20 protein-coding genes are annotated in these 17,321 nt (G+C 57.5%); 3 read left to right on the top strand and 17 right to left on the bottom strand.

The features are described 5' to 3' along the window. Positions 1 to 45: 45 nt before the first annotated feature. From nlpD to cysG, 12 genes are all read right to left on the bottom strand, one after another. Complete coding sequence (gene nlpD / locus PU683_RS07960; RefSeq protein ID WP_277174235.1) at positions 46 to 1,125, bottom strand: murein hydrolase activator NlpD; 1,080 nt, start codon at positions 1,123 to 1,125, stop codon at positions 46 to 48. A 166-nt stretch (positions 1,126 to 1,291) separates the two neighbouring features. Continuing rightward, a complete protein-coding gene (locus PU683_RS07955; protein ID WP_277170982.1) occupies positions 1,292 to 1,918 on the bottom strand; it encodes a protein-L-isoaspartate(D-aspartate) O-methyltransferase in 627 nt (208 codons plus the stop codon). Beyond that, on the bottom strand, positions 1,912 to 2,673 hold the full coding sequence (surE, locus tag PU683_RS07950) for a 5'/3'-nucleotidase SurE (protein ID WP_277170980.1): 762 nt from the start codon (positions 2,671 to 2,673) through the stop codon (positions 1,912 to 1,914). The genes PU683_RS07955 and surE overlap by 7 nt, the downstream gene beginning before the upstream one ends. Continuing rightward, positions 2,654 to 3,703 (bottom strand): tRNA pseudouridine(13) synthase TruD, encoded by a 1,050-nt coding sequence (gene truD / locus PU683_RS07945; protein ID WP_277170978.1) that lies wholly within the window; start codon positions 3,701 to 3,703, stop codon positions 2,654 to 2,656. The genes surE and truD overlap by 20 nt, the downstream gene beginning before the upstream one ends. Further along, positions 3,700 to 4,179 (bottom strand): 2-C-methyl-D-erythritol 2,4-cyclodiphosphate synthase, encoded by a 480-nt coding sequence (gene ispF / locus PU683_RS07940; protein ID WP_023481125.1) that lies wholly within the window; start codon positions 4,177 to 4,179, stop codon positions 3,700 to 3,702. Before ispF ends, truD begins: the two co-directional genes overlap by 4 nt. Next, the gene (ispD, locus tag PU683_RS07935) at positions 4,179 to 4,889 is read right to left on the bottom strand and encodes a 2-C-methyl-D-erythritol 4-phosphate cytidylyltransferase (RefSeq protein WP_277170976.1); all 711 of its coding nucleotides are present in this window, start codon (positions 4,887 to 4,889) and stop codon (positions 4,179 to 4,181) included. The genes ispF and ispD overlap by 1 nt, the downstream gene beginning before the upstream one ends. An 18-nt stretch (positions 4,890 to 4,907) precedes the next feature. Further along, the gene (gene ftsB, locus PU683_RS07930) at positions 4,908 to 5,246 is read right to left on the bottom strand and encodes a cell division protein FtsB (protein ID WP_023481120.1); all 339 of its coding nucleotides are present in this window, start codon (positions 5,244 to 5,246) and stop codon (positions 4,908 to 4,910) included. A 163-nt stretch (positions 5,247 to 5,409) separates the two neighbouring features. Next, complete coding sequence (locus PU683_RS07925) at positions 5,410 to 5,736, bottom strand: DUF3561 family protein (protein WP_277170974.1); 327 nt, start codon at positions 5,734 to 5,736, stop codon at positions 5,410 to 5,412. 109 nt (positions 5,737 to 5,845) lie between these two features. Beyond that, positions 5,846 to 6,451, bottom strand: coding sequence for an adenylyl-sulfate kinase (cysC, locus tag PU683_RS07920; protein ID WP_277170973.1), 606 nt, complete (start codon positions 6,449 to 6,451; stop codon positions 5,846 to 5,848). Further along, a complete protein-coding gene (gene cysN, locus PU683_RS07915) occupies positions 6,451 to 7,878 on the bottom strand; it encodes a sulfate adenylyltransferase subunit CysN (protein WP_277170972.1) in 1,428 nt (475 codons plus the stop codon). The genes cysC and cysN overlap by 1 nt, the downstream gene beginning before the upstream one ends. 9 nt (positions 7,879 to 7,887) lie before the next feature. After that, positions 7,888 to 8,796, bottom strand: a complete 909-nt coding sequence (gene cysD, locus PU683_RS07910; protein WP_023481127.1) for a sulfate adenylyltransferase subunit CysD — start codon at positions 8,794 to 8,796, stop codon at positions 7,888 to 7,890. A 9-nt stretch (positions 8,797 to 8,805) separates the two neighbouring features. Then, the gene (gene cysG, locus PU683_RS07905) at positions 8,806 to 10,212 is read right to left on the bottom strand and encodes a siroheme synthase CysG (RefSeq protein ID WP_277174234.1); all 1,407 of its coding nucleotides are present in this window, start codon (positions 10,210 to 10,212) and stop codon (positions 8,806 to 8,808) included. A 245-nt stretch (positions 10,213 to 10,457) separates the two neighbouring features. On the opposite strand from cysG, the gene PU683_RS07900 reads away from it, so the two are divergent. After that, positions 10,458 to 11,495 carry an aminopeptidase gene (locus PU683_RS07900; protein ID WP_277170969.1) on the top strand — a complete coding sequence of 346 codons (1,038 nt, stop codon included), beginning with the start codon at positions 10,458 to 10,460 and terminating at the stop codon, positions 11,493 to 11,495. Between the two features lie 101 nt (positions 11,496 to 11,596). On the opposite strand, the gene rlmM is transcribed toward PU683_RS07900, so the two are convergent. From rlmM to PU683_RS07880, 4 genes are all read right to left on the bottom strand, one after another. Beyond that, positions 11,597 to 12,697, bottom strand: a complete 1,101-nt coding sequence (rlmM, locus tag PU683_RS07895; protein ID WP_277170967.1) for a 23S rRNA (cytidine(2498)-2'-O)-methyltransferase RlmM — start codon at positions 12,695 to 12,697, stop codon at positions 11,597 to 11,599. Next, on the bottom strand, positions 12,690 to 13,085 hold the full coding sequence (locus tag PU683_RS07890; RefSeq protein WP_277170965.1) for a DUF423 domain-containing protein: 396 nt from the start codon (positions 13,083 to 13,085) through the stop codon (positions 12,690 to 12,692). The genes rlmM and PU683_RS07890 overlap by 8 nt, the downstream gene beginning before the upstream one ends. Before the next feature lie 40 nt (positions 13,086 to 13,125). Then, positions 13,126 to 14,040 carry a glycine cleavage system transcriptional regulator GcvA gene (gene gcvA, locus PU683_RS07885; RefSeq protein ID WP_023481079.1) on the bottom strand — a complete coding sequence of 305 codons (915 nt, stop codon included), beginning with the start codon at positions 14,038 to 14,040 and terminating at the stop codon, positions 13,126 to 13,128. 350 nt (positions 14,041 to 14,390) lie between these two features. Then, entirely contained in the window at positions 14,391 to 14,618 is a 228-nt protein-coding gene (locus PU683_RS07880) for a YgdI/YgdR family lipoprotein (protein ID WP_023481080.1), read from the bottom strand. A gap of 201 nt (positions 14,619 to 14,819) precedes the next feature. Here PU683_RS07880 and csdA point away from each other — a divergent pair, with 201 nt between their 5' ends. After that, a complete protein-coding gene (csdA, locus tag PU683_RS07875; RefSeq protein ID WP_277170962.1) occupies positions 14,820 to 16,025 on the top strand; it encodes a cysteine desulfurase CsdA in 1,206 nt (401 codons plus the stop codon). Next, positions 16,025 to 16,474 carry a cysteine desulfurase sulfur acceptor subunit CsdE gene (gene csdE / locus PU683_RS07870; RefSeq protein ID WP_277170960.1) on the top strand — a complete coding sequence of 150 codons (450 nt, stop codon included), beginning with the start codon at positions 16,025 to 16,027 and terminating at the stop codon, positions 16,472 to 16,474. The genes csdA and csdE overlap by 1 nt, the downstream gene beginning before the upstream one ends. Here csdE and tcdA read toward each other — a convergent pair. Continuing rightward, positions 16,459 to 17,271 carry a tRNA cyclic N6-threonylcarbamoyladenosine(37) synthase TcdA gene (tcdA, locus tag PU683_RS07865; protein WP_277170958.1) on the bottom strand — a complete coding sequence of 271 codons (813 nt, stop codon included), beginning with the start codon at positions 17,269 to 17,271 and terminating at the stop codon, positions 16,459 to 16,461. The two genes, csdE and tcdA, sit on opposite strands and share 16 nt — an antisense overlap. Between the last annotated feature and the right edge of the window lie 50 nt (positions 17,272 to 17,321).

The following is a 17,321-nucleotide window of genomic DNA, read 5'->3' as shown; positions in this document are numbered from 1 at the left end:
CTGCAACGGAATAAGTGAGAATGACCTCACCTGCTTTGCACCGATTTATCGCTGCGGCAAATAACGCAGCGGGTTTACGGATTTCCCCTTGTAACGAATTTCAAAATGCAAGCGTGTAGAGCTGGTTCCGGTGCTACCCATAGTCGCTATTTTTTGCCCCGCCTTCACTTCTTGTTGTTCCCGGACCAGCATTGTGTCGTTATGGGCGTAGGCACTCAGGTAATCATCGTTGTGTTTTATGATGATAAGATTACCGTAACCGCGCAGTGCGTTACCGGCATATACTACGCGTCCATCTGCGGTCGCGATGATAGCCTGTCCTTTACTGCCTGCGATATCGACACCTTTGTTACCACCCTCGGTGGCAGAGAAGTTATCGATAACATTGCCTTCAGTTGGCCAGCGCCATGTTGAGATCGGCGAGCTGGTTGTTGTACTGCTGACAGTCGGTTCGGTTGTTGTACTAACGGAAGGTGCCGTAACAGGCGCTGTGACAGGTGTCGCAGGCTTGTTGTTCGGCAACATTTTATTAGCACTTTGTTCACCTGAAGTCTCAGAATACGTAATTGTCGGTTTCGAAGCAACCACCGCGGTTGAATTTTGCGCAGTTTTTGAGACTATTCCTTGTTCCGATGCATCAGCCTGAGTTATTGCATTTCCACCTGTGATAGGCGTACCAGAGGCATTTCCCACCTGCAATGTCTGCCCGACATGCAAACCGTACGGCGCAGGCACGTTGTTGCGCTGGGCCAGGTCGCGGAAATCGTTGCCGGTGATCCAGGCAATATAGAAGAGGGTATCGCCCCGTTTCACGGTGTAGGTGCTGCCGCCGGTGTAGCTCCCTTTCGGGATATTGCCATACTTGCGGTTATAGACAATGTGACCATCTACCGTCTGCACCGGCTGCGCCTGCACAGGTTGAGACTCTATTGGCTGCACGGGTTGAACTGGCTGTACCGGTTGAACTTGCTGCATTTGCGGCTGCTGTGCGTTCGTGCTCATGGCAGGCGGCGGCGTAATGAGCATCCCTGAGTTGTCGCTGCCGCTGGCGCTTCCACCTACGGAACTGACCGGTGCCGGAGTATTGTTGGAATTTGAACACCCTGCCAGCCAAAGCGAAACCAGTGACAATGCCGCGACACGGCGTACGGTGAATTTCGGGCTTCCCGCGCTCATTTTTCCCCCAATATTATGTAAATTACCAATGACTTAAAGATAACCGCGAAGGTCGACGGCAAATTTGCCCACAATACGCTGTTATGGCCCGAAATACCCAGGATAAATCTGTAACTCAGGCCAGCTCACCGCGTACAAGCGGAACAAAGCGCACGGCTTCAACGGTATCAATAATGAATTCGCTTCCCCGCCGACGAACCCGCTTTAACTGCTGGAGTTCGTCGCCCACGGGCAAAACGAGAATGCCGCCATCATCCAGCTGCGACATCAGCGCGGCGGGAATTTCAGGCGGAGCGGCTGTCACAATAATAGCGTCAAATGGCGCGCGTGCTTGCCATCCTTGCCAGCCATCACCGTGACGCGTGGAGACATTGTGCAGATCGAGCTGCTTGAGACGGCGTCGCGCCTGCCACTGCAGCCCTTTAATCCGTTCAACGGAGCAGACATGGTGCACCAGATGGGCGAGGATCGCCGTCTGGTAACCGGAACCGGTGCCAATCTCCAGCACGCGCGAATCGGGCGTCAGCTCAAGCAGCTCCGTCATGCGGGCGACCATATAGGGCTGAGAGATGGTTTGCCCCTGACCAATAGGCAACGCGACGTTTTCCCACGCTTTGTGTTCGAACGCCTCGTCGATAAATTTCTCGCGCGGCACTCGCGACAACGCCTCAAGCACCTGTTCATCTTTGATGCCCTGCGCGCGTAACTGGCTAAGAAGATCCTGGATGCGTTTGCTTACCATTGCGTATTCACCCCGGCGCGATCCAACCAACCTGATACCACCTCCTGCGCACTGTAGGCGGTCAAATCTACGTGCAGCGGCGTAACGGAAACATAACCCTCATCAACGGCGGCGAAGTCGGTATCCGGACCGGCATCGCACTTCTCGCCCGGCGGGCCAATCCAGTAAAGGGTATTACCGCGCGGGTCCTGCTGCGGGATCACCTGATCAGCAGGATGACGGCTACCACAGCGCGTCACCCGTATGCCTTTAATCTCACTCAGCGGCAGATCCGGCACGTTGATATTCAAAATACGCCCGGTGCGCAGCGGCTCGCGGCTCAGCCCACGCAGGAGTGCGCAGGTAACCGCAGCGGCAGTTTCATAGTGGGTATGACCATTGAGGGAGACGGCCAGCGCGGGAAAGCCGAGGTGGCGGCCCTCCATCGCGGCGGCAACGGTGCCGGAGTAGATCACATCATCGCCGAGATTTGGCCCGGCGTTGATGCCTGACACCACCACATCCGGGCGCGGGCGCATCAATGCGTTCACGCCGAGAAAGACGCAGTCCGTCGGCGTGCCCATCTGCACGGCAATATCGCCGTTATCAAAGGTAAAAGTACGAAGTGAAGACTCAAGCGTCAGCGAATTAGACGCACCGCTGCGGTTACGATCGGGAGCCACGACCTGAACGTCGGCAAACTCCCTAAGAGCACGGGCCAGCGTCTGGATACCCGGCGCGTGGATCCCGTCATCGTTACTCAGCAATATTCGCATAATCACCCGATGTGTTGATAAGTTCCCTGACCACACTGGTGGCAAAGCTCCCCGCCGGTAGCCAGAAACGAACCTCGACGGTGGCGTCATCCCACCAGTTCCAGCTGAGCGCCTGCGGATAAAGCAACATCGCACGGCGCGCAGCGTCCACTTTTTCTCTCACCAGCAGCGTCTGTAACTCTGGCGTATCAGCAATTGCCTGCTGCTCAAACTCCAGCGCCGCGTCTTGTGTTCCCCACTCGCCGCGCCCCGGCAGCGGCGCGGTGATCATCAGTGCTTTCGCATCAACGCGCGCCTGTAACTCGTTGCGCTCCTCGTCGGTCGCCACGAACCAGCTGCCGCGACCCGCTAATTGTAGCGCATCGCCGACAACAACTTGATTGAAGTCCGGTTTCTTCAGCCGCTCGCTGACCACCTGATTAAACAACGCGCTGCGCGCGGCGGACAACCAAAAACTGCGTTTGTTACGATCGCGAACCGGCGCATCGCTTTGCGCCCAGCGCAGCGCGCCCTGCAGGTTGCTGCCGCCGATGCCGAAGCGCTGTGCGCCAAAATAGTTAGGTACGCCCTGCTCTGCGATAGCCTGCAAACGCGATTCAACCTCTGCGCGGTCGCTTATTTCCCGCAGCACCAGCGTAAAGGCGTTGCCCTTCAGCGCGCCGAGACGCAGTTTGCGTTTATGGCGGGCATACTCCAGCACGTTGCAGCCTTCGAGCGTGAACTGGCTGAGATCTGGCATGCCATTCCCCGGTACGCGGGCGCAGAGCCACTGTTCCGTTACGGCATGCTTATCTTTCTGACCGGCAAAGCTCACTTCACGCACATGAATTTTAAGGAATTTCGCTAAAGCGTCAGCAACAAAACGCGTATTGCAGCCATTTTTCAGAATTCGTACCAGAATATGCTCACCTTCGCCGTCTGGCTCGAAGCCCAGATCCTCCACTACGACGAAATCTTCCGGGCTGGCCTTCAGGATGCCATTGCCGCCAGGCTTGCCATGCAGAAAGGTGAGGTTATCAAATTCCGTCATTTCGCCGCCTTCACTAACAGCGCCACCGCTTCACAGGCGATGCCTTCGCCGCGTCCGGTGAAACCGAGCTTCTCGGTGGTGGTGGCTTTGACGTTAACGTCATCCATATGGCAACCGAGATCTTCAGCAATGAAGACGCGCATCTGCGGAATATGGGGCAGCATTTTCGGAGCCTGGGCAATGATGGTCACATCGACGTTGCCAAGCGTGTAGCCTTTGGCCTGAATGCGTCGCCACGCTTCGCGCAGCAGTTCGCGGCTGTCCGCACCTTTAAAAGCCGGATCGGTATCCGGGAAGAGCTTGCCAATATCTCCCAGCGCCGCCGCACCAAGCAGCGCATCGGTCAACGCATGCAGGGCGACATCGCCGTCGGAGTGCGCCAGCAGCCCCTTTTCATAGGGAATGCGCACGCCGCCAATAATAATCGGGCCAGCGCCGCCAAAGGCGTGTACGTCAAAACCGTGTCCAATGCGCATTATGCTTTCTCCTGAAGGTCTGCATAGGTCAGATAAAATTCTGCGAGTTGTAAATCTTCGGGTCGGGTCACTTTGATATTATCCGCACGTCCGGCGACCAGTTCGGGATGATAGCCGCAATACTCCAGCGCCGAGGCTTCATCGGTGATGGTGGCACCTTCATCTAACGCGCGGGTTAAGCAGTCGTGGAGTAACGCAAGCGGGAAAAACTGCGGCGTCAGGGCATGCCATAGATCATTGCGCTCAACGGTGTGCGCGATAGCGGTTTGTCCCGGTTCAGCGCGTTTCATGGTGTCACGCACTGGCGCAGCGAGGATCCCCCCTACCCGGCTGGTTTCACGCAGGGCGAGCAGCCGGTTGAGATCCTCCTGGTGCAGGCAGGGGCGTGCGGCGTCATGCACCAGCACCCACTGCGCACCGGCAGCGGCTTTCAACCCCGCCAGCACCGAGTCGGCGCGTTCCGCACCGCCGTTCACCACCGTAATCTGCGGATGATTCGCCAGAGGAAGCTGCGCGAAGCGTTCATCGCCCGCGCTGACAGCAATAATCACCCGGCTAACGCACGGGTGGGCGAGCAGCGCGGCGACCGCGTGCTCAAGGATGGTTTTATCGCCGATGGAGAGATACTGCTTTGGACATTCCGTTTGCATGCGGCGGCCGAATCCGGCGGCCGGCACCACGGCACAGACGTCCGGAATGAGTGTTGCCATTCGTTAACCCGGGACTGTTTATGGTCTAGTTTGCGTATTCTGCGTGTTTTGTGTGTTCTGCGCTGAGCCTGCCGCGCGCTTTGATGCATCCGGCACCAGACGATAGAAGGTTTCGCCCGGTTTTGTCATGGTCAGCTCATTGCGCGCGCGCTCCTCGATCGCCTCCTGGCCGCCATTGAGATCGTCAATTTCGGCGAACAGCTGATCGTTGCGCGCTTTAAGTTTTGCGTTTGTCGCCTGCTGTGCCGCCACATCTTCGCTGACGCGGCCGTAGTCGTGCAGACCATTTTTGCCGAACCACAGCGAGTATTGCAGCCAGACCAGCAAAGCCAGCAAAAGCAGCGTTAATTTACCCATCCTGCCCCCTGAAAAACGGCATCATCATCCCACAACTTTTCGTCAGACTCCACTTCGGGGCCGGGTGATACCGCGCAAGCGGCAGACTTTATCATAAATATTGAACATTCCGAACCCGGACACATTGCCTTAACAGGCGTTACACCTTGAAGTATGGCGCGCCTTAGCCCACCAGCCAGAGGAAAAGGAGGCCGAACATCGCCGCCACGCTGAGCAGTGTCGCTACACAGCTGTAACGCAACCTGCCGTCGAGCAGTGAATGCAGGGCAATTCCTACCACCACCGAGACGGGCATCAGGGCAAGAAAAAAGGGCCAGGTATAGAGAAGAAAAAAGAGCGTATTGGAGCCGTATAAAAGAAAAGGGATTGCCAGCGCCAGCAGCCATGCGACAAAGCCCACGATGGCACCCGGAAGAGACCATGTGGGTTCGTCGGCGGTCGGGGGAAGAGACAATGACCGCGGAAGGGTAATGTTGTGACTGTTACGCATATCTGATCCTGTTGCCTGCACGACCGGTAAATGCGATACACACCTCTTCAGATGGCGAGAAAAGCAAACTCGCTGAAGCCTGAAGAGTGGGTGTATCGCCAGTACCGTCTCAGGATCTGATAATATCTCCCTGCCGCAGCAGGTCTAATAATTGACTGACCAAATTTGTTACCAATTGTTCGCCATCAAGGTGCACTTCTGGCCCCTCTGGCGCTTCGTACACTGAATCAATACCGGTGAAATTACGCAGCTCTCCGGCGCGGGCTTTCTTATATAACCCTTTCGGATCGCGCGCTTCGCAAATCGCCAACGGCGTATCGACAAACACCTCTATGAAGCGCCCCTCGCCGAGGCGTTCGCGCACCATCTGCCGCTCTGCGCGATGGGGCGAGATAAAGGCGGTCAACACCACCAGCCCCGATTCGACCATCAGCTTCGCCACTTCGCCGACCCGGCGGATGTTCTCTTTGCGATCCGCGTCGCTGAAGCCTAAATCGCTGCACAGGCCATGACGCACATTATCGCCATCAAGCAGATAGGTGCTGACGCCCGCGCGGTGCAACGCCTCTTCCAGCGCCCCCGCGACGGTCGATTTACCGGAGCCGGAAAGCCCGGTAAACCAGAGCACAACTCCACGGTGACCGTGGAGCTGTTCGCGCTGCTGCGGCGTCACCGGATGGGCATGCCAGACGACGTTTTCGTCATGCTGCGCCATTATTTGCCTCCCAGCAGATCGCGCGCGCCCCAGTGCGGGAAGTGTTTGCGAACCAGCTGGTTCAGCTCCAGTTCAAAGGCGCTGAATTCCGACGGCACGACGTGCGCATCGGTGTGGACTTCGCGCACCATGCCCGCGCCAACGGTGACGTTGCTCAGGCGATCGATAAAGATCATCCCGCCAGTCACCGGGTTCTGCTGATAAGGGTCGAGGGTCAGCGGCTCATCAAAGGTGACATCGACCAGCCCGATACCGTTCAGCGGCAGGCTCTCAACCTCGCGCTGGGTCAGGTTGTTGATATCCACCTGGTACTGAACGGCGTCGATACGCGCGCGGGTTTTCTTACCCGCCACTTTGACCTCAAAACTCTGGCCCGCCTGTAACGGCTGCTCTGCCATCCACACCACATCCAGCGAGGCGCGTTGTACAGACGGCAGGCTCTCCTGCGCATCGAGGATCAGATCGCCGCGGCTGATATCAATCTCATCTTTCAGCACGAGAGTGATCGCTTCGCCCGCGCCCGCTTCCTGCAGATCGCCATCAAAGGTCACGATACGCGCGATGGTCGACTCCACGCCCGACGGCAGCACTTTGATGCGCTGGCCAACCTTAACCACGCCGGAGGCCAGCGTGCCGGAGAAACCGCGGAAATCGAGATTCGGGCGGTTAACATACTGCACCGGGAAGCGCATCGGCTGGTGCTCTACCACGCGTTTGATGTCAACGGTTTCGAGCATCTCCAGCAGCGTCGGGCCGCTATACCACGCCATCTTGTCGCTCTGGCTGGCAACGTTATCGCCCTCCAGCGCCGAGAGCGGCACAAAGCGGATATCGAGATCGCCCGGTAGCTGTTCGGCAAAGGTGAGGTAATCCTGGCGAATGGCGTCGAAGGTCGCTTCGCTGAACGCAACCAGATCCATCTTGTTCACCGCCACCACCAGGTGTTTGATCCCAAGCAGCGTGGAGATAAAGCTGTGGCGACGGGTCTGGTCCAGCACGCCTTTGCGCGCATCGATCAACAGGATCGCCAAATCGCAGGTGGAGGCACCGGTCGCCATATTGCGGGTGTACTGCTCATGCCCCGGCGTGTCGGCAATAATAAATTTGCGCTTCTCGGTGGAGAAGTAGCGATACGCCACGTCAATGGTAATCCCCTGCTCGCGCTCGGCCTGCAGGCCATCCACCAGCAGCGCAAGGTCGAGTTTCTCACCCTGGGTACCGTGGCGTTTGCTGTCATTATGCAGCGTTGAGAGTTGATCTTCGTAGATCTGGCGAGTGTCGTGCAGCAGGCGGCCAATCAGCGTGCTCTTGCCGTCATCGACGCTGCCGCAGGTAAGAAAACGCAGCAGGCTTTTGTGTTGCTGGGCATGCAGGTACGCTTCGACGCCGCCTTCATCCGCAATTTGTTGTGCAATAGTGGTATTCATGGCGGCTCCTTAGAAATAACCCTGGCGTTTTTTCAGCTCCATCGAACCAGCCTGGTCGCGGTCAATCACGCGCCCCTGACGTTCGCTGGTGGTCGAGATCAGCATCTCTTCGATGATCTCCGGCAGCGTCTGCGCGTGGGACTCCACCGCGCCGGTCAGCGGCCAGCAGCCGAGGGTACGGAAACGCACCATGCGTTTTTCAATCACTTCGCCCGGCTGTAGATCGATGCGGTCATCGTCGATCATCATCAGCATACCGTCGCGCTCCAGTACCGGTCGCTCAGCGGCCAGATAGAGCGGCACAATTTCAATATTTTCCAGGAAGATGTACTGCCAGATATCGAGCTCGGTCCAGTTGGAGAGCGGGAAGACGCGGATGCTTTCGCCCTTGTTAATCTGGCCGTTGTAGTTGTGCCACAGCTCCGGACGCTGGTTTTTCGGGTCCCAGCGGTGAAAACGGTCGCGGAAGGAGTAGATACGCTCTTTAGCGCGCGACTTCTCTTCATCACGGCGCGCGCCGCCAAATGCAGCGTCAAAACCATACTTGTTCAGCGCCTGCTTGAGCCCTTCGGTTTTCATAATGTCGGTATGTTTCGCACTGCCATGCACGAACGGGTTAATGCCCATCGCCACCCCTTCCGGGTTTTTATGCACCAGCAGCTCGCAACCATAGGCTTTGGCGGTACGGTCACGGAATTCGTACATTTCGCGGAATTTCCAGCCGGTATCGACATGCAGTAGCGGAAACGGCAGCGTGCCCGGATAGAAGGCTTTACGCGCCAGGTGCAGCATCACGCTGGAGTCTTTGCCGATGGAGTACATCATCACCGGATTGGCAAACTCGGCGGCCACTTCGCGAATGATATGGATGCTTTCCGCCTCCAGTTGTCGCAGGTGAGTGAGTCGTTTTTCGTCCATATCCCTTCCTTAAGCCAGATTGATCACGGAAGCGTCAAACGCCGCCGTGCCTGTCGTTTGCTGGAACCAGGCCAGTTCGCGATGAAGCGCAACCACTTCACCCACCACTAACAGGGCGGGCATGGGAGCGCCTGTAGCCAGTTCCTCAAGTTGTTCTAATGTGCCGGTAGTGATCTGTTGATCGGCACGCGTACCGCGGGAGATCACCGCGACCGGCGTGGTGCGATCGCGGCCGTGGGCAATCAGCTGCGCGCTGATCTCTGCCGCTTTCATGGTGCCCATATAGATCGCCAGCGTCTGGCGGCTTTGCGCCAGCTGCGACCAGTCGAACGGCGCGCTGTCGGCTTTGTAGTGGCCAGTCACGAAGGTGACGCTCTGGGCGAAATCCCGGTGCGTCAACGGAATACCGGCATACGCCGTCGCACCCGATGCCGCAGTCACGCCTGGCACCACCTGAAACGGAATACCCGCTTCGGCTGCCGCTTGCAGCTCTTCGCCGCCGCGACCAAAGATAAAGGGGTCACCACCTTTCAGCCGCACGACGGTTTTCCCCTCCTGCGCCGCCTCCACAAGCATCCGGTTGGTTTCGTGCTGCGGCACGGCATGTACACCCGCCCGTTTGCCGACACAGATCTTCTCCGCGTCGCGGCGGGTTAACTCCAGCACCGCATCGCTCACCAGATGGTCGTAAAAGACCACATCGGCCTGCTGGATCACCTGCAAACCGCGCAGAGTCAACAAGCCCGCATCGCCCGGCCCGGCGCCGACGAGGATGATCTCGCCGCTGGCTGACCCCGGCTGTTGTAACTCCGCCTCCAGCGCCCGCTCTGCCGCAGGCTCATCGCCCGCCGCCATCAGGCTGGCGAAACGCCCGCGAAAGGCGCTCTCCCAGAAGCGCCGACGATCGTCAGTGGTGCGGCGAAACGCTTTGATGCGCGTGCGCCAGCGCCCGGCCACGGCCGCCATCCGCCCGAGGTTACCCGGCAGCAGCGCCTCTATTTTTTCCCGCAGCAGACGCGCCAGCACCGGGGCGTTACCTCCGGAAGAGATGGCGACGATCAGCGGCGAACGGTCGACAATAGAGGGGAAAATAAAGGAGCAGAGCGGCTGATCGTCCACCACGTTAACCAGCCGATGGCGCGCATTGGCGGCGTCAAATACCCGGCGGTTAAGGGCAGCATCGTTAGTGGCCGCAATCACCAGAAACACCGCATCAAGCTGCGACTCATCAAACTCCGTGGCTATCCAGTGAACGGCCTGCTCATTCGCAAGCTGCTGGAGGTGAGGATCAAGCCCTCTGGCCACTATCTGTACATGCGCGCCCGCACGGCGCAAAAAAGTGATTTTGCGCGCGGCAATTTCACCGCCGCCAATCACTAACACAGGGCGGTCTTTTACAGCAGCAAACAGAGGCAGGTAATCCACAACGTTGTAACTCACTCACAGCCAGCAATAGGGGGACTATAGGGGGCGCGTTAGAACGAATGAAATTACGAATTGGAATGAGTAGTTCCGCAAAAGAATAAAGAGCCGGGAAAGCTCATACCAAAAAGTGCTTAAGGTGAGAATTTTCGGATGGTTAACAACAAATGAAATTGTGCAAACTCCATCACAGTTTCATACTAAGCCCGTTTAAAATCTTGCTGCATAAAGGACTCACTATGTTTTCCGCATTGCGCCTCCGTACCGCTGCCCTGGCGCTCGGCGTATGCTTTATCCTTCCGGTTGCTGCCCGCACCTCCCAACCCGGTGAAATGGCAAATGAACAGGCGCGACATATCGCCAGCCTCTTTCCCGGCCGCATGACCGGCACACCGGCCGAAATGCTCAGCGCAGACTATCTTCAGCAGCAGTTTTCTCAGATGGGTTATCAGAGCGATATCCGCACGTTTAAAACCCGCTACCGCTACAGCACCAAAGATAATCAGCAGAGCTGGCAGAGTGTGACCGGCAGTTCGGTGATCGCCGCCCATGAAGGGCGCATGCCACAGCAAATTATCGTGATGGCGCATCTTGATACCTACGCGCCGCAAAGCGATGCCGATGTCGACAACAACCTGGGTGGCTTAACGCTGCAGGGTATTGATGACAATGCCGCCGCGCTTGGTGTGATGCTTGAACTGGCGCAGGCGCTGAAAACGACGCCGACGGAGTACACCGTGCGCTTTGTCGCTACCAGCGGCGAGGAGGAGGGCCAGCTTGGCGCACAGAGCTTCCTCGATCGCATGAGCGAGAAAGAGCGCAAAAATACTCTGCTGGTAATTAACCTCAATAACCTGATTGTTGGCGATAAACTCTATTTCACCAGCGGGAAAAACACCCCGGCCTCGGTGCGAAAACTGACGCGCGACCGTGCGCTGGCGATTGCCCGCTCGCACGGCATTCAGGCGTTAAGCGCCCCGGCGAGCGCGGAAAAGCGCCCCCCTTGCTGCCATGATGCGCAGGTGTTTGATAAGGCGATGATCCCGGTGCTGTCGGTGGAAGCCGCTAACTGGTCACTGGGAAATAAAGATGGCACGCAGCAGCGGGCAAAGTCGAAGGCATTTCCGGAGGGTGTAAGCTATCACCGCGCGCGGCTTGATAACCAGTTCTATATCGATAAGGCGCTGCCGGGACGAATTGAACACCGCAGCCGCGATGTGATGCGGATTATGCTGCCGTTAGTCAAAGAGTTAGCAAAGGCGGGAAATAAACAATAGGCCTGCAGGTTTAGTTACAGGCCATCTGAACAGGGAGCGCGCGCAAAACCGCAGCGTACAGGCAGTGCGCAAGGTGTTGAGCACTGCCCCGTTTTTAAGGCCTAACGCTCATCCCTGCGCCCGCCCACTGCCGCCCACATCCGGCGGATATGAACCGTCACCTCTTCACGATCGTGATAGAGCTGACGCGCCTGGATCTGCGCAGCGACGCCGTGCTCATCCAGCTGCTGCTGAATATAGGCGAGGTTGCTTGAGACCTCTTCATAGCGCTTTTTCATCGGCAGCTTAAGGTTGAAGATGGTTTCACGACACCACCCTTCCGTCAGCCACTGCGCCATCAGCGCCGCAACTTTTGCCGGTTTCTCGACCATATCGCACACCATCCAGGAGATGTTGCTGCGCGTCGGGCGGTAGCGAAAACCATCTTCGCGCAGCCAGGTCACCTGGCCGGTATCCATCAGGCTCTGCGCCATCGGGCCGTTGTCCACGGAAGAGACCCACATGTTGCGCTTCACCAGTTGGTAGGTCCAGCCGCCGGGGCAGGCCCCGAGATCGACGGCGTACATGCCGTTTGCCAGACGTTCATCCCACTCATCGGCAGGAATAAAGACGTGAAACGCCTCCTCCAGCTTCAGCGTCGAGCGGCTCGGCGCATCGGACGGGAACTTCAGGCGCGGAATGCCCATATAGAAAGGTGAGTTGTTATAAGAGTAGGAATAGCCGGTGTAGCAGCAGCCTGGCGCAATAAAGAAGATATGCACCACCGGGCGGCTCGCCGAATCGTTACGCGCAAGAATACCCGCTTCACGCAACGCGCCGCGCAGCGGCACGGTGAACTTGCGGCAGAACTTCATCAACTCTTTGCTTTCGTTGGTGTCTGCCACTTCGACGCGCAGATCGCCGCCCTTCTCCACCACGCCCTGCAGCATGCCAACGATAGGCGTAATGCGATCGTCCGGCGGCAGGTCGCGCAGCAGTTCGCCGACAACAAACATCTGGCGGGCAAAAATGAGCGAGCTGAACGGCAGTTCGCGCGCCAGTTTGTCAGCATCCTCTTGCTGATAACACTCAAAAATGACATAGCCCGCGTTCTCTTTGACGCGGGCGAAACCGAACACGTTCTGGCGTCCGGCTTTATCGGTAATTTCGGCTGCGCACTCTTTCTCAAAACCCGGGCGGCACAGCAATACCACTTTATTCATGAACAACGCCCCTACGTTTCAGACGAATTGCGCCAATTAACATTAATGCCCAGCCGATTAAGAAGCAGACGCCGCCGACCGGGGTAACAAACGCCCACAGGCGTAAATGGGAGAGCGCAAGGCAGTACAGGCTACCGCTGAACAGCACGATGCCGAGTGCCAGGAAGACGCTGCTCCAGTAAAACCAGATGCTGATGCGGCGCTGCATCGCTACCGCAAGACCGAACACGGCTAAGGTGTGAAACGCCTGATACTCAAGGCCGGTCTGAATCCAGCTCATCTCGGTAACACCGAGAGACTTGCTTAACACGTGTGCGCCGAACGCGCCCAACGCGACAAAGATAAAACCGCTCACTGCGGCGAAAATCAGCATAAAACGGCTGGTCATGTCACTTCCCCAAGAGTCATACGCGCCCTGCGCGCGCGAATTATTGTTCGTAGCGGAAACGGAATTTTTCCTGTTCGCTTGCCGCTTTGGCCAGGATCCACTGACGAAAGGCCGCTATTTTACCCAGTTCTGCCTGGCTGTCATGACAAACCAGATAAAAAGCATTTTTGCTCACCAGCACATCGTTAAACGGGCAGACCAGACGGCCCGCTTCAATTTCCGATTGCGCCATCACGTTGTTTGCCAGCGCCACACCCTGGCCGTGGATTGCCGCCTGCAGCACCATCGAGCTGTGGCTGAAGATCGGCCCCTGCTGAACATTGAGGTTGACGCCCAGCTGACGGGTATAGGTTTGCCAGTCGCGCCGTGAAGCGTCATGCAAAAGCGTGTGGCGCGCCAGGTCGTCCGGCGTTTTCAAGGCCTTCTCGCCGGTAAGCAGCAGCGGTGAACAGACCGGGAGCAGATATTCTGCATAGAGTTTCTCCACTCGCAGGCCCGGCCAGTTGCCGCGCCCGTAGAAGATTGCCACATCAACATCATCGGCGAGCTTGTCCTCTTCGCGATCGACCGCCTGGATGCGCACGTCAATTCCCGGATAAGCTGAGTTAAAGCTGGAGAGTCTTGGCACCAGCCACTGAATAGCGAAACTGGGCAGCAAGCTGACGGTCAGCGCGCCCTTTGCGCTACGCGCCTGTAATTTGCGGGTGGCTTCATTAAGCTGGGAAAATATCTCTTTGATATCCTGAAAATAACTCTGCCCCTCCTCCGTTAATAGCAGCGAACGGTTGCGGCGGCGAAAGAGTTTCAGGCCGAGAAAATCCTCGAGAGACTTGATTTGGTGGCTTACTGCGGCCTGCGTCACAAATAGCTCATCGGCCGCGCGGGTGAAACTTAAATGGCGGGCAGCGGCATCAAAAACACGTAATGCATTAAGGGGTGGTAATCGCTTCGACATGGTTATCAGGCTTAGATGTAAACTGAATTTAACAAACAGGAAACAGCAGTTAACCTATTAGTTTTTTTTATCTGAGCCATTATAAATTGTCCGTTGAGGTTGCACCAGCAAATACCTATAGTGGCGGCACTTCCTGAAGCCGGAACGAAAAGTGTTTTGGAATTGAGATTCTGAAGGGCTTTTGGCTTACGGTTGTGATGTTGTGTTGTTGTGTTTGCAATTTGGTCTGCATTTCAGACCCCGGTAGCGACGCTACCCCTTTTTCACTTCCTGTACATTTACCCTGTCTGTCCATAGTGATTAATGTAGCACCGCAAATTGCGGTGCTTTTTTTTGCCTGGCGCCCGGGATTATTTCTCCAGAGCAACCATCTCTTTCACGTCAGAACGGTTGATCTGCTGCTCGTTACCGTTCGCGTCTTTGTAGGAAATCATACCTGTCTGGTCGTCAGTTTTCGGCTTGCCTTCGGAAATGATTGTACGGCCATCGTTGGTGTGCAACGCGTAGTTCGGGCTGGAACAGGCGCTCAGGGCGAAAGCTAAAGTACAAGCAGAAATAATTGCGGCAGTCTTCTTCATCTTCTTCTCCTTGATTGATTCTGGCAATTAATGCTGTGAAATACTCTTACAGGAAGAGTGTCAAACACGTTACTTACACTTATCAGCATAACCTGCTTATGCAGATCTGCCAGTATAAACAGATAATTCCGATGGTTATCAATCCTCTTGCCCACAGAAAAAAAGTGCGCGACCATCGTCGGCCTACAGATGAGGATAAGTATGAACGCATTTAATCCTTCGCAGTTTCGCGCCCAGTTTCCGGCGCTGGCCGACGCGGGTGTCTACCTCGACAGCGCCGCCACCGCGCTGAAACCGCAGACGGTGATCGACGCCACGCAGCAGTTCTATAGCCTGAGCGCCGGCAATGTTCACCGCAGCCAGTTTGCCGAAGCGCAGCAGCTCACCGCCCGCTACGAAGCCGCGCGCGACCAGGTCGCCACGCTGCTCAATGCCCCTTCCGGAAAAAACATCGTCTGGACGCGCGGCACCACCGAAGCGATCAACATGGTTGCCCAGTGCTATGCCCGCCCGCGCTTAACGCCAGGCGATGAAATTATTGTCAGCGAGGCGGAGCACCATGCCAACCTGGTGCCGTGGCTGATGGTCGCGGAGCAGACCGGCGCAAAGGTGGTGAAGCTGCCGCTGGCGGACGATCGCCTGCCGGATCTTAAAAAGCTTCCAGCCCTTATCACCTCCCGCAGCCGGATCCTGGCACTGGGGCAGATGTCCAACGTTACCGGCGGCTGCCCGGATCTCGCACGCGCCATTACGCTTGCCCATCAGGCTGGCATGGTGGTAATGGTCGATGGCGCACAGGGGGTGGTCCATTTCCCTGCCGACGTGCGGCAGCTGGATATCGATTTTTATGCCTTCTCCGGCCATAAACTTTATGGTCCAAACGGCATTGGCGCGCTGTATGGCAAAGCGGAACTGCTGGAGGAGATGACGCCGTGGCTCGGCGGCGGCAAGATGATCAGCGAAGTGACCTTTGAGGGTTTCACCACCCAGCCGGTGCCCTACAAGCTCGAAGCGGGCACGCCTAACGTGGCGGGTGTGATTGGCTTAAGCGCCGCGCTGGAGTGGCTGCATGAGGTTGATATTGCACAGGCTGAACGCTACAGCCGCGGCCTGGCGACGCTGGCAGAAGAGCAGCTTGCGCAGCGCCCCGGTTTCCGCTCATTCCGCTGCCAGGACTCCAGCCTGCTGGCCTTTACCTTTGAAGGTGTGCATCACAGCGATATGGTGACGCTGCTGGCGGGCTACGGCATCGCTCTGCGCGCGGGCCAGCACTGCGCCCAGCCGCTGCTCGCCGCGCTTGGCGTCAACGGCACGCTACGCGCCTCATTTGCGCCCTATAATACTCAACAGGATGTCGATGCGCTGGTCAGCGCCGTCGACCGTGCTCTGGAACTATTGGTGGATTGATGACAAGCCCTGCATTCGCCGGACACCCGTTCGGCACCGTGGTCACTGAAGAGACACTGCGCCAGACTTTTGGTGCGCTCAGCGCGTGGGAAGAGAAGTACCGCCAGCTGATTATGCTCGGCAAGCAGCTGCCTGCCGCAACAGACGAGATAAAAGCACAGGCGCAGGAGATCCCCGGCTGCGAAAACCGCGTCTGGCTAGGCTCAACGCTTCTGCCCGACGGCACGCTGCACTTCTTTGGCGACAGCGAAGGGCGCATTGTGCGCGGTTTGTTAGCGGTATTGCTGACGGCGGTGGAGGGTAAACGCCCGCAGACGCTAATCGAGAACGATCCGCTGGCGCTGTTTGATGCGTTGGGGCTGCGCAATCAGCTGAGCGCCTCGCGCAGCCAGGGGCTGGCGGCGCTGGCCGCCGCCGTACAGGAGCAGGCTCGTCAGGCGCTGGCCTGACGCTCCGCTTTCGCCATCAGTTTTTTTAACGCATGGGAGACCGCGACAAAGCCAAAGGTGGCGGTCACCATCGTTGCTGCGCCAAACCCTGCGGCGCAATCCATTCTTTTTGGCCCTTCCGCGCTGCTTTTCATCGCACACACCGAGCCATCCGCCTGCGGGTAGACCAGCGCTTCGGTTGAGAAGACGCAGTCGATGCCGAGTTTGCCCTTGCTGTTTTTCACCACGCCAAAATCACTTTTCAGCCGCTCGCGCAGCTTCGCCGCCAGCGGATCCTGAATGGTTTTCGCCAGATCGCTCACCTGAATCTGCGTCGGATCGATCTGCCCGCCCGCACCGCCGGTAGTCACCAGCGGGATCTTATTGCGTCGGCACCAGGCGATCAGCGCCGCTTTTGGCCGTACGCTATCAATAGCATCAATCACATAGCTGAATGAGCTGCTCATCAGCTGCGCCACATTATCGGCGGTGACAAAATCATCGATCACCGTGACACGGCACTCCGGGTTGATGTCGCGAATGCGCGCGGCCATCACTTCCGCTTTCGCCTCGCCGACGGTGTCGCGCAGGGCATGGATCTGCCGGTTGGTATTCGTCACGCAGACATCATCCATATCAATCAGCGTGATGGCGCCAATGCCGGTGCGCGCCAGCGCTTCGGCGACCCATGAGCCGACGCCACCGATGCCGACCACGCAGATATGCGCATCGGCAAACCACTGCAGCGCTTTTTCACCATACAAACGCGCCGTCCCGCCAAAGCGCTGGCGCCAGGCGTCGCTGATTACTGCTGACATAACAAACCTCAAGCTAAAACAGAGAACCCCCTCCGGGACCGGAAGGGGTG

Source organism: Candidatus Kosakonia sp. 282A-S69 (assembly GCF_029433855.1).
Classification (GTDB): domain Bacteria; phylum Pseudomonadota; class Gammaproteobacteria; order Enterobacterales; family Enterobacteriaceae; genus Kosakonia; species Kosakonia cowanii_A.
Note: the sequence above shows the minus strand (reverse complement) of the source record. Positions and strands in the feature narration are given on the sequence as shown.

Excerpts from the sequence above, each read along its gene's own strand:
- surE (WP_277170980.1), bottom strand. The coding sequence starts at position 2,673 with ATGCGAATATTGCTGAGTAACGATGACGGGATCCACGCGCCGGGTATC.
- PU683_RS07890 (WP_277170965.1), bottom strand. The coding sequence starts at position 13,085 with ATGACCAGCCGTTTTATGCTGATTTTCGCCGCAGTGAGCGGTTTTATC.
- PU683_RS07955 (WP_277170982.1), bottom strand. The coding sequence starts at position 1,918 with ATGGTAAGCAAACGCATCCAGGATCTTCTTAGCCAGTTACGCGCGCAG.
- ispD (WP_277170976.1), bottom strand. The coding sequence starts at position 4,889 with ATGGCAACACTCATTCCGGACGTCTGTGCCGTGGTGCCGGCCGCCGGA.
- tcdA (WP_277170958.1), bottom strand. The coding sequence starts at position 17,271 with ATGTCAGCAGTAATCAGCGACGCCTGGCGCCAGCGCTTTGGCGGGACG.
- gcvA (WP_023481079.1), bottom strand. The coding sequence starts at position 14,040 with ATGTCGAAGCGATTACCACCCCTTAATGCATTACGTGTTTTTGATGCC.
- truD (WP_277170978.1), bottom strand. The coding sequence starts at position 3,703 with ATGACGGAATTTGATAACCTCACCTTTCTGCATGGCAAGCCTGGCGGC.
- cysN (WP_277170972.1), bottom strand. The coding sequence starts at position 7,878 with ATGAATACCACTATTGCACAACAAATTGCGGATGAAGGCGGCGTCGAA.
- csdA (WP_277170962.1), top strand. The coding sequence starts at position 14,820 with ATGAACGCATTTAATCCTTCGCAGTTTCGCGCCCAGTTTCCGGCGCTG.
- PU683_RS07900 (WP_277170969.1), top strand. The coding sequence starts at position 10,458 with ATGTTTTCCGCATTGCGCCTCCGTACCGCTGCCCTGGCGCTCGGCGTA.
- PU683_RS07925 (WP_277170974.1), bottom strand. The coding sequence starts at position 5,736 with ATGCGTAACAGTCACAACATTACCCTTCCGCGGTCATTGTCTCTTCCC.
- PU683_RS07880 (WP_023481080.1), bottom strand. The coding sequence starts at position 14,618 with ATGAAGAAGACTGCCGCAATTATTTCTGCTTGTACTTTAGCTTTCGCC.
- cysC (WP_277170973.1), bottom strand. The coding sequence starts at position 6,451 with ATGGCGCAGCATGACGAAAACGTCGTCTGGCATGCCCATCCGGTGACG.
- cysD (WP_023481127.1), bottom strand. The coding sequence starts at position 8,796 with ATGGACGAAAAACGACTCACTCACCTGCGACAACTGGAGGCGGAAAGC.
- ispF (WP_023481125.1), bottom strand. The coding sequence starts at position 4,179 with ATGCGCATTGGACACGGTTTTGACGTACACGCCTTTGGCGGCGCTGGC.
- csdE (WP_277170960.1), top strand. The coding sequence starts at position 16,025 with ATGACAAGCCCTGCATTCGCCGGACACCCGTTCGGCACCGTGGTCACT.
- rlmM (WP_277170967.1), bottom strand. The coding sequence starts at position 12,697 with ATGAATAAAGTGGTATTGCTGTGCCGCCCGGGTTTTGAGAAAGAGTGC.
- ftsB (WP_023481120.1), bottom strand. The coding sequence starts at position 5,246 with ATGGGTAAATTAACGCTGCTTTTGCTGGCTTTGCTGGTCTGGCTGCAA.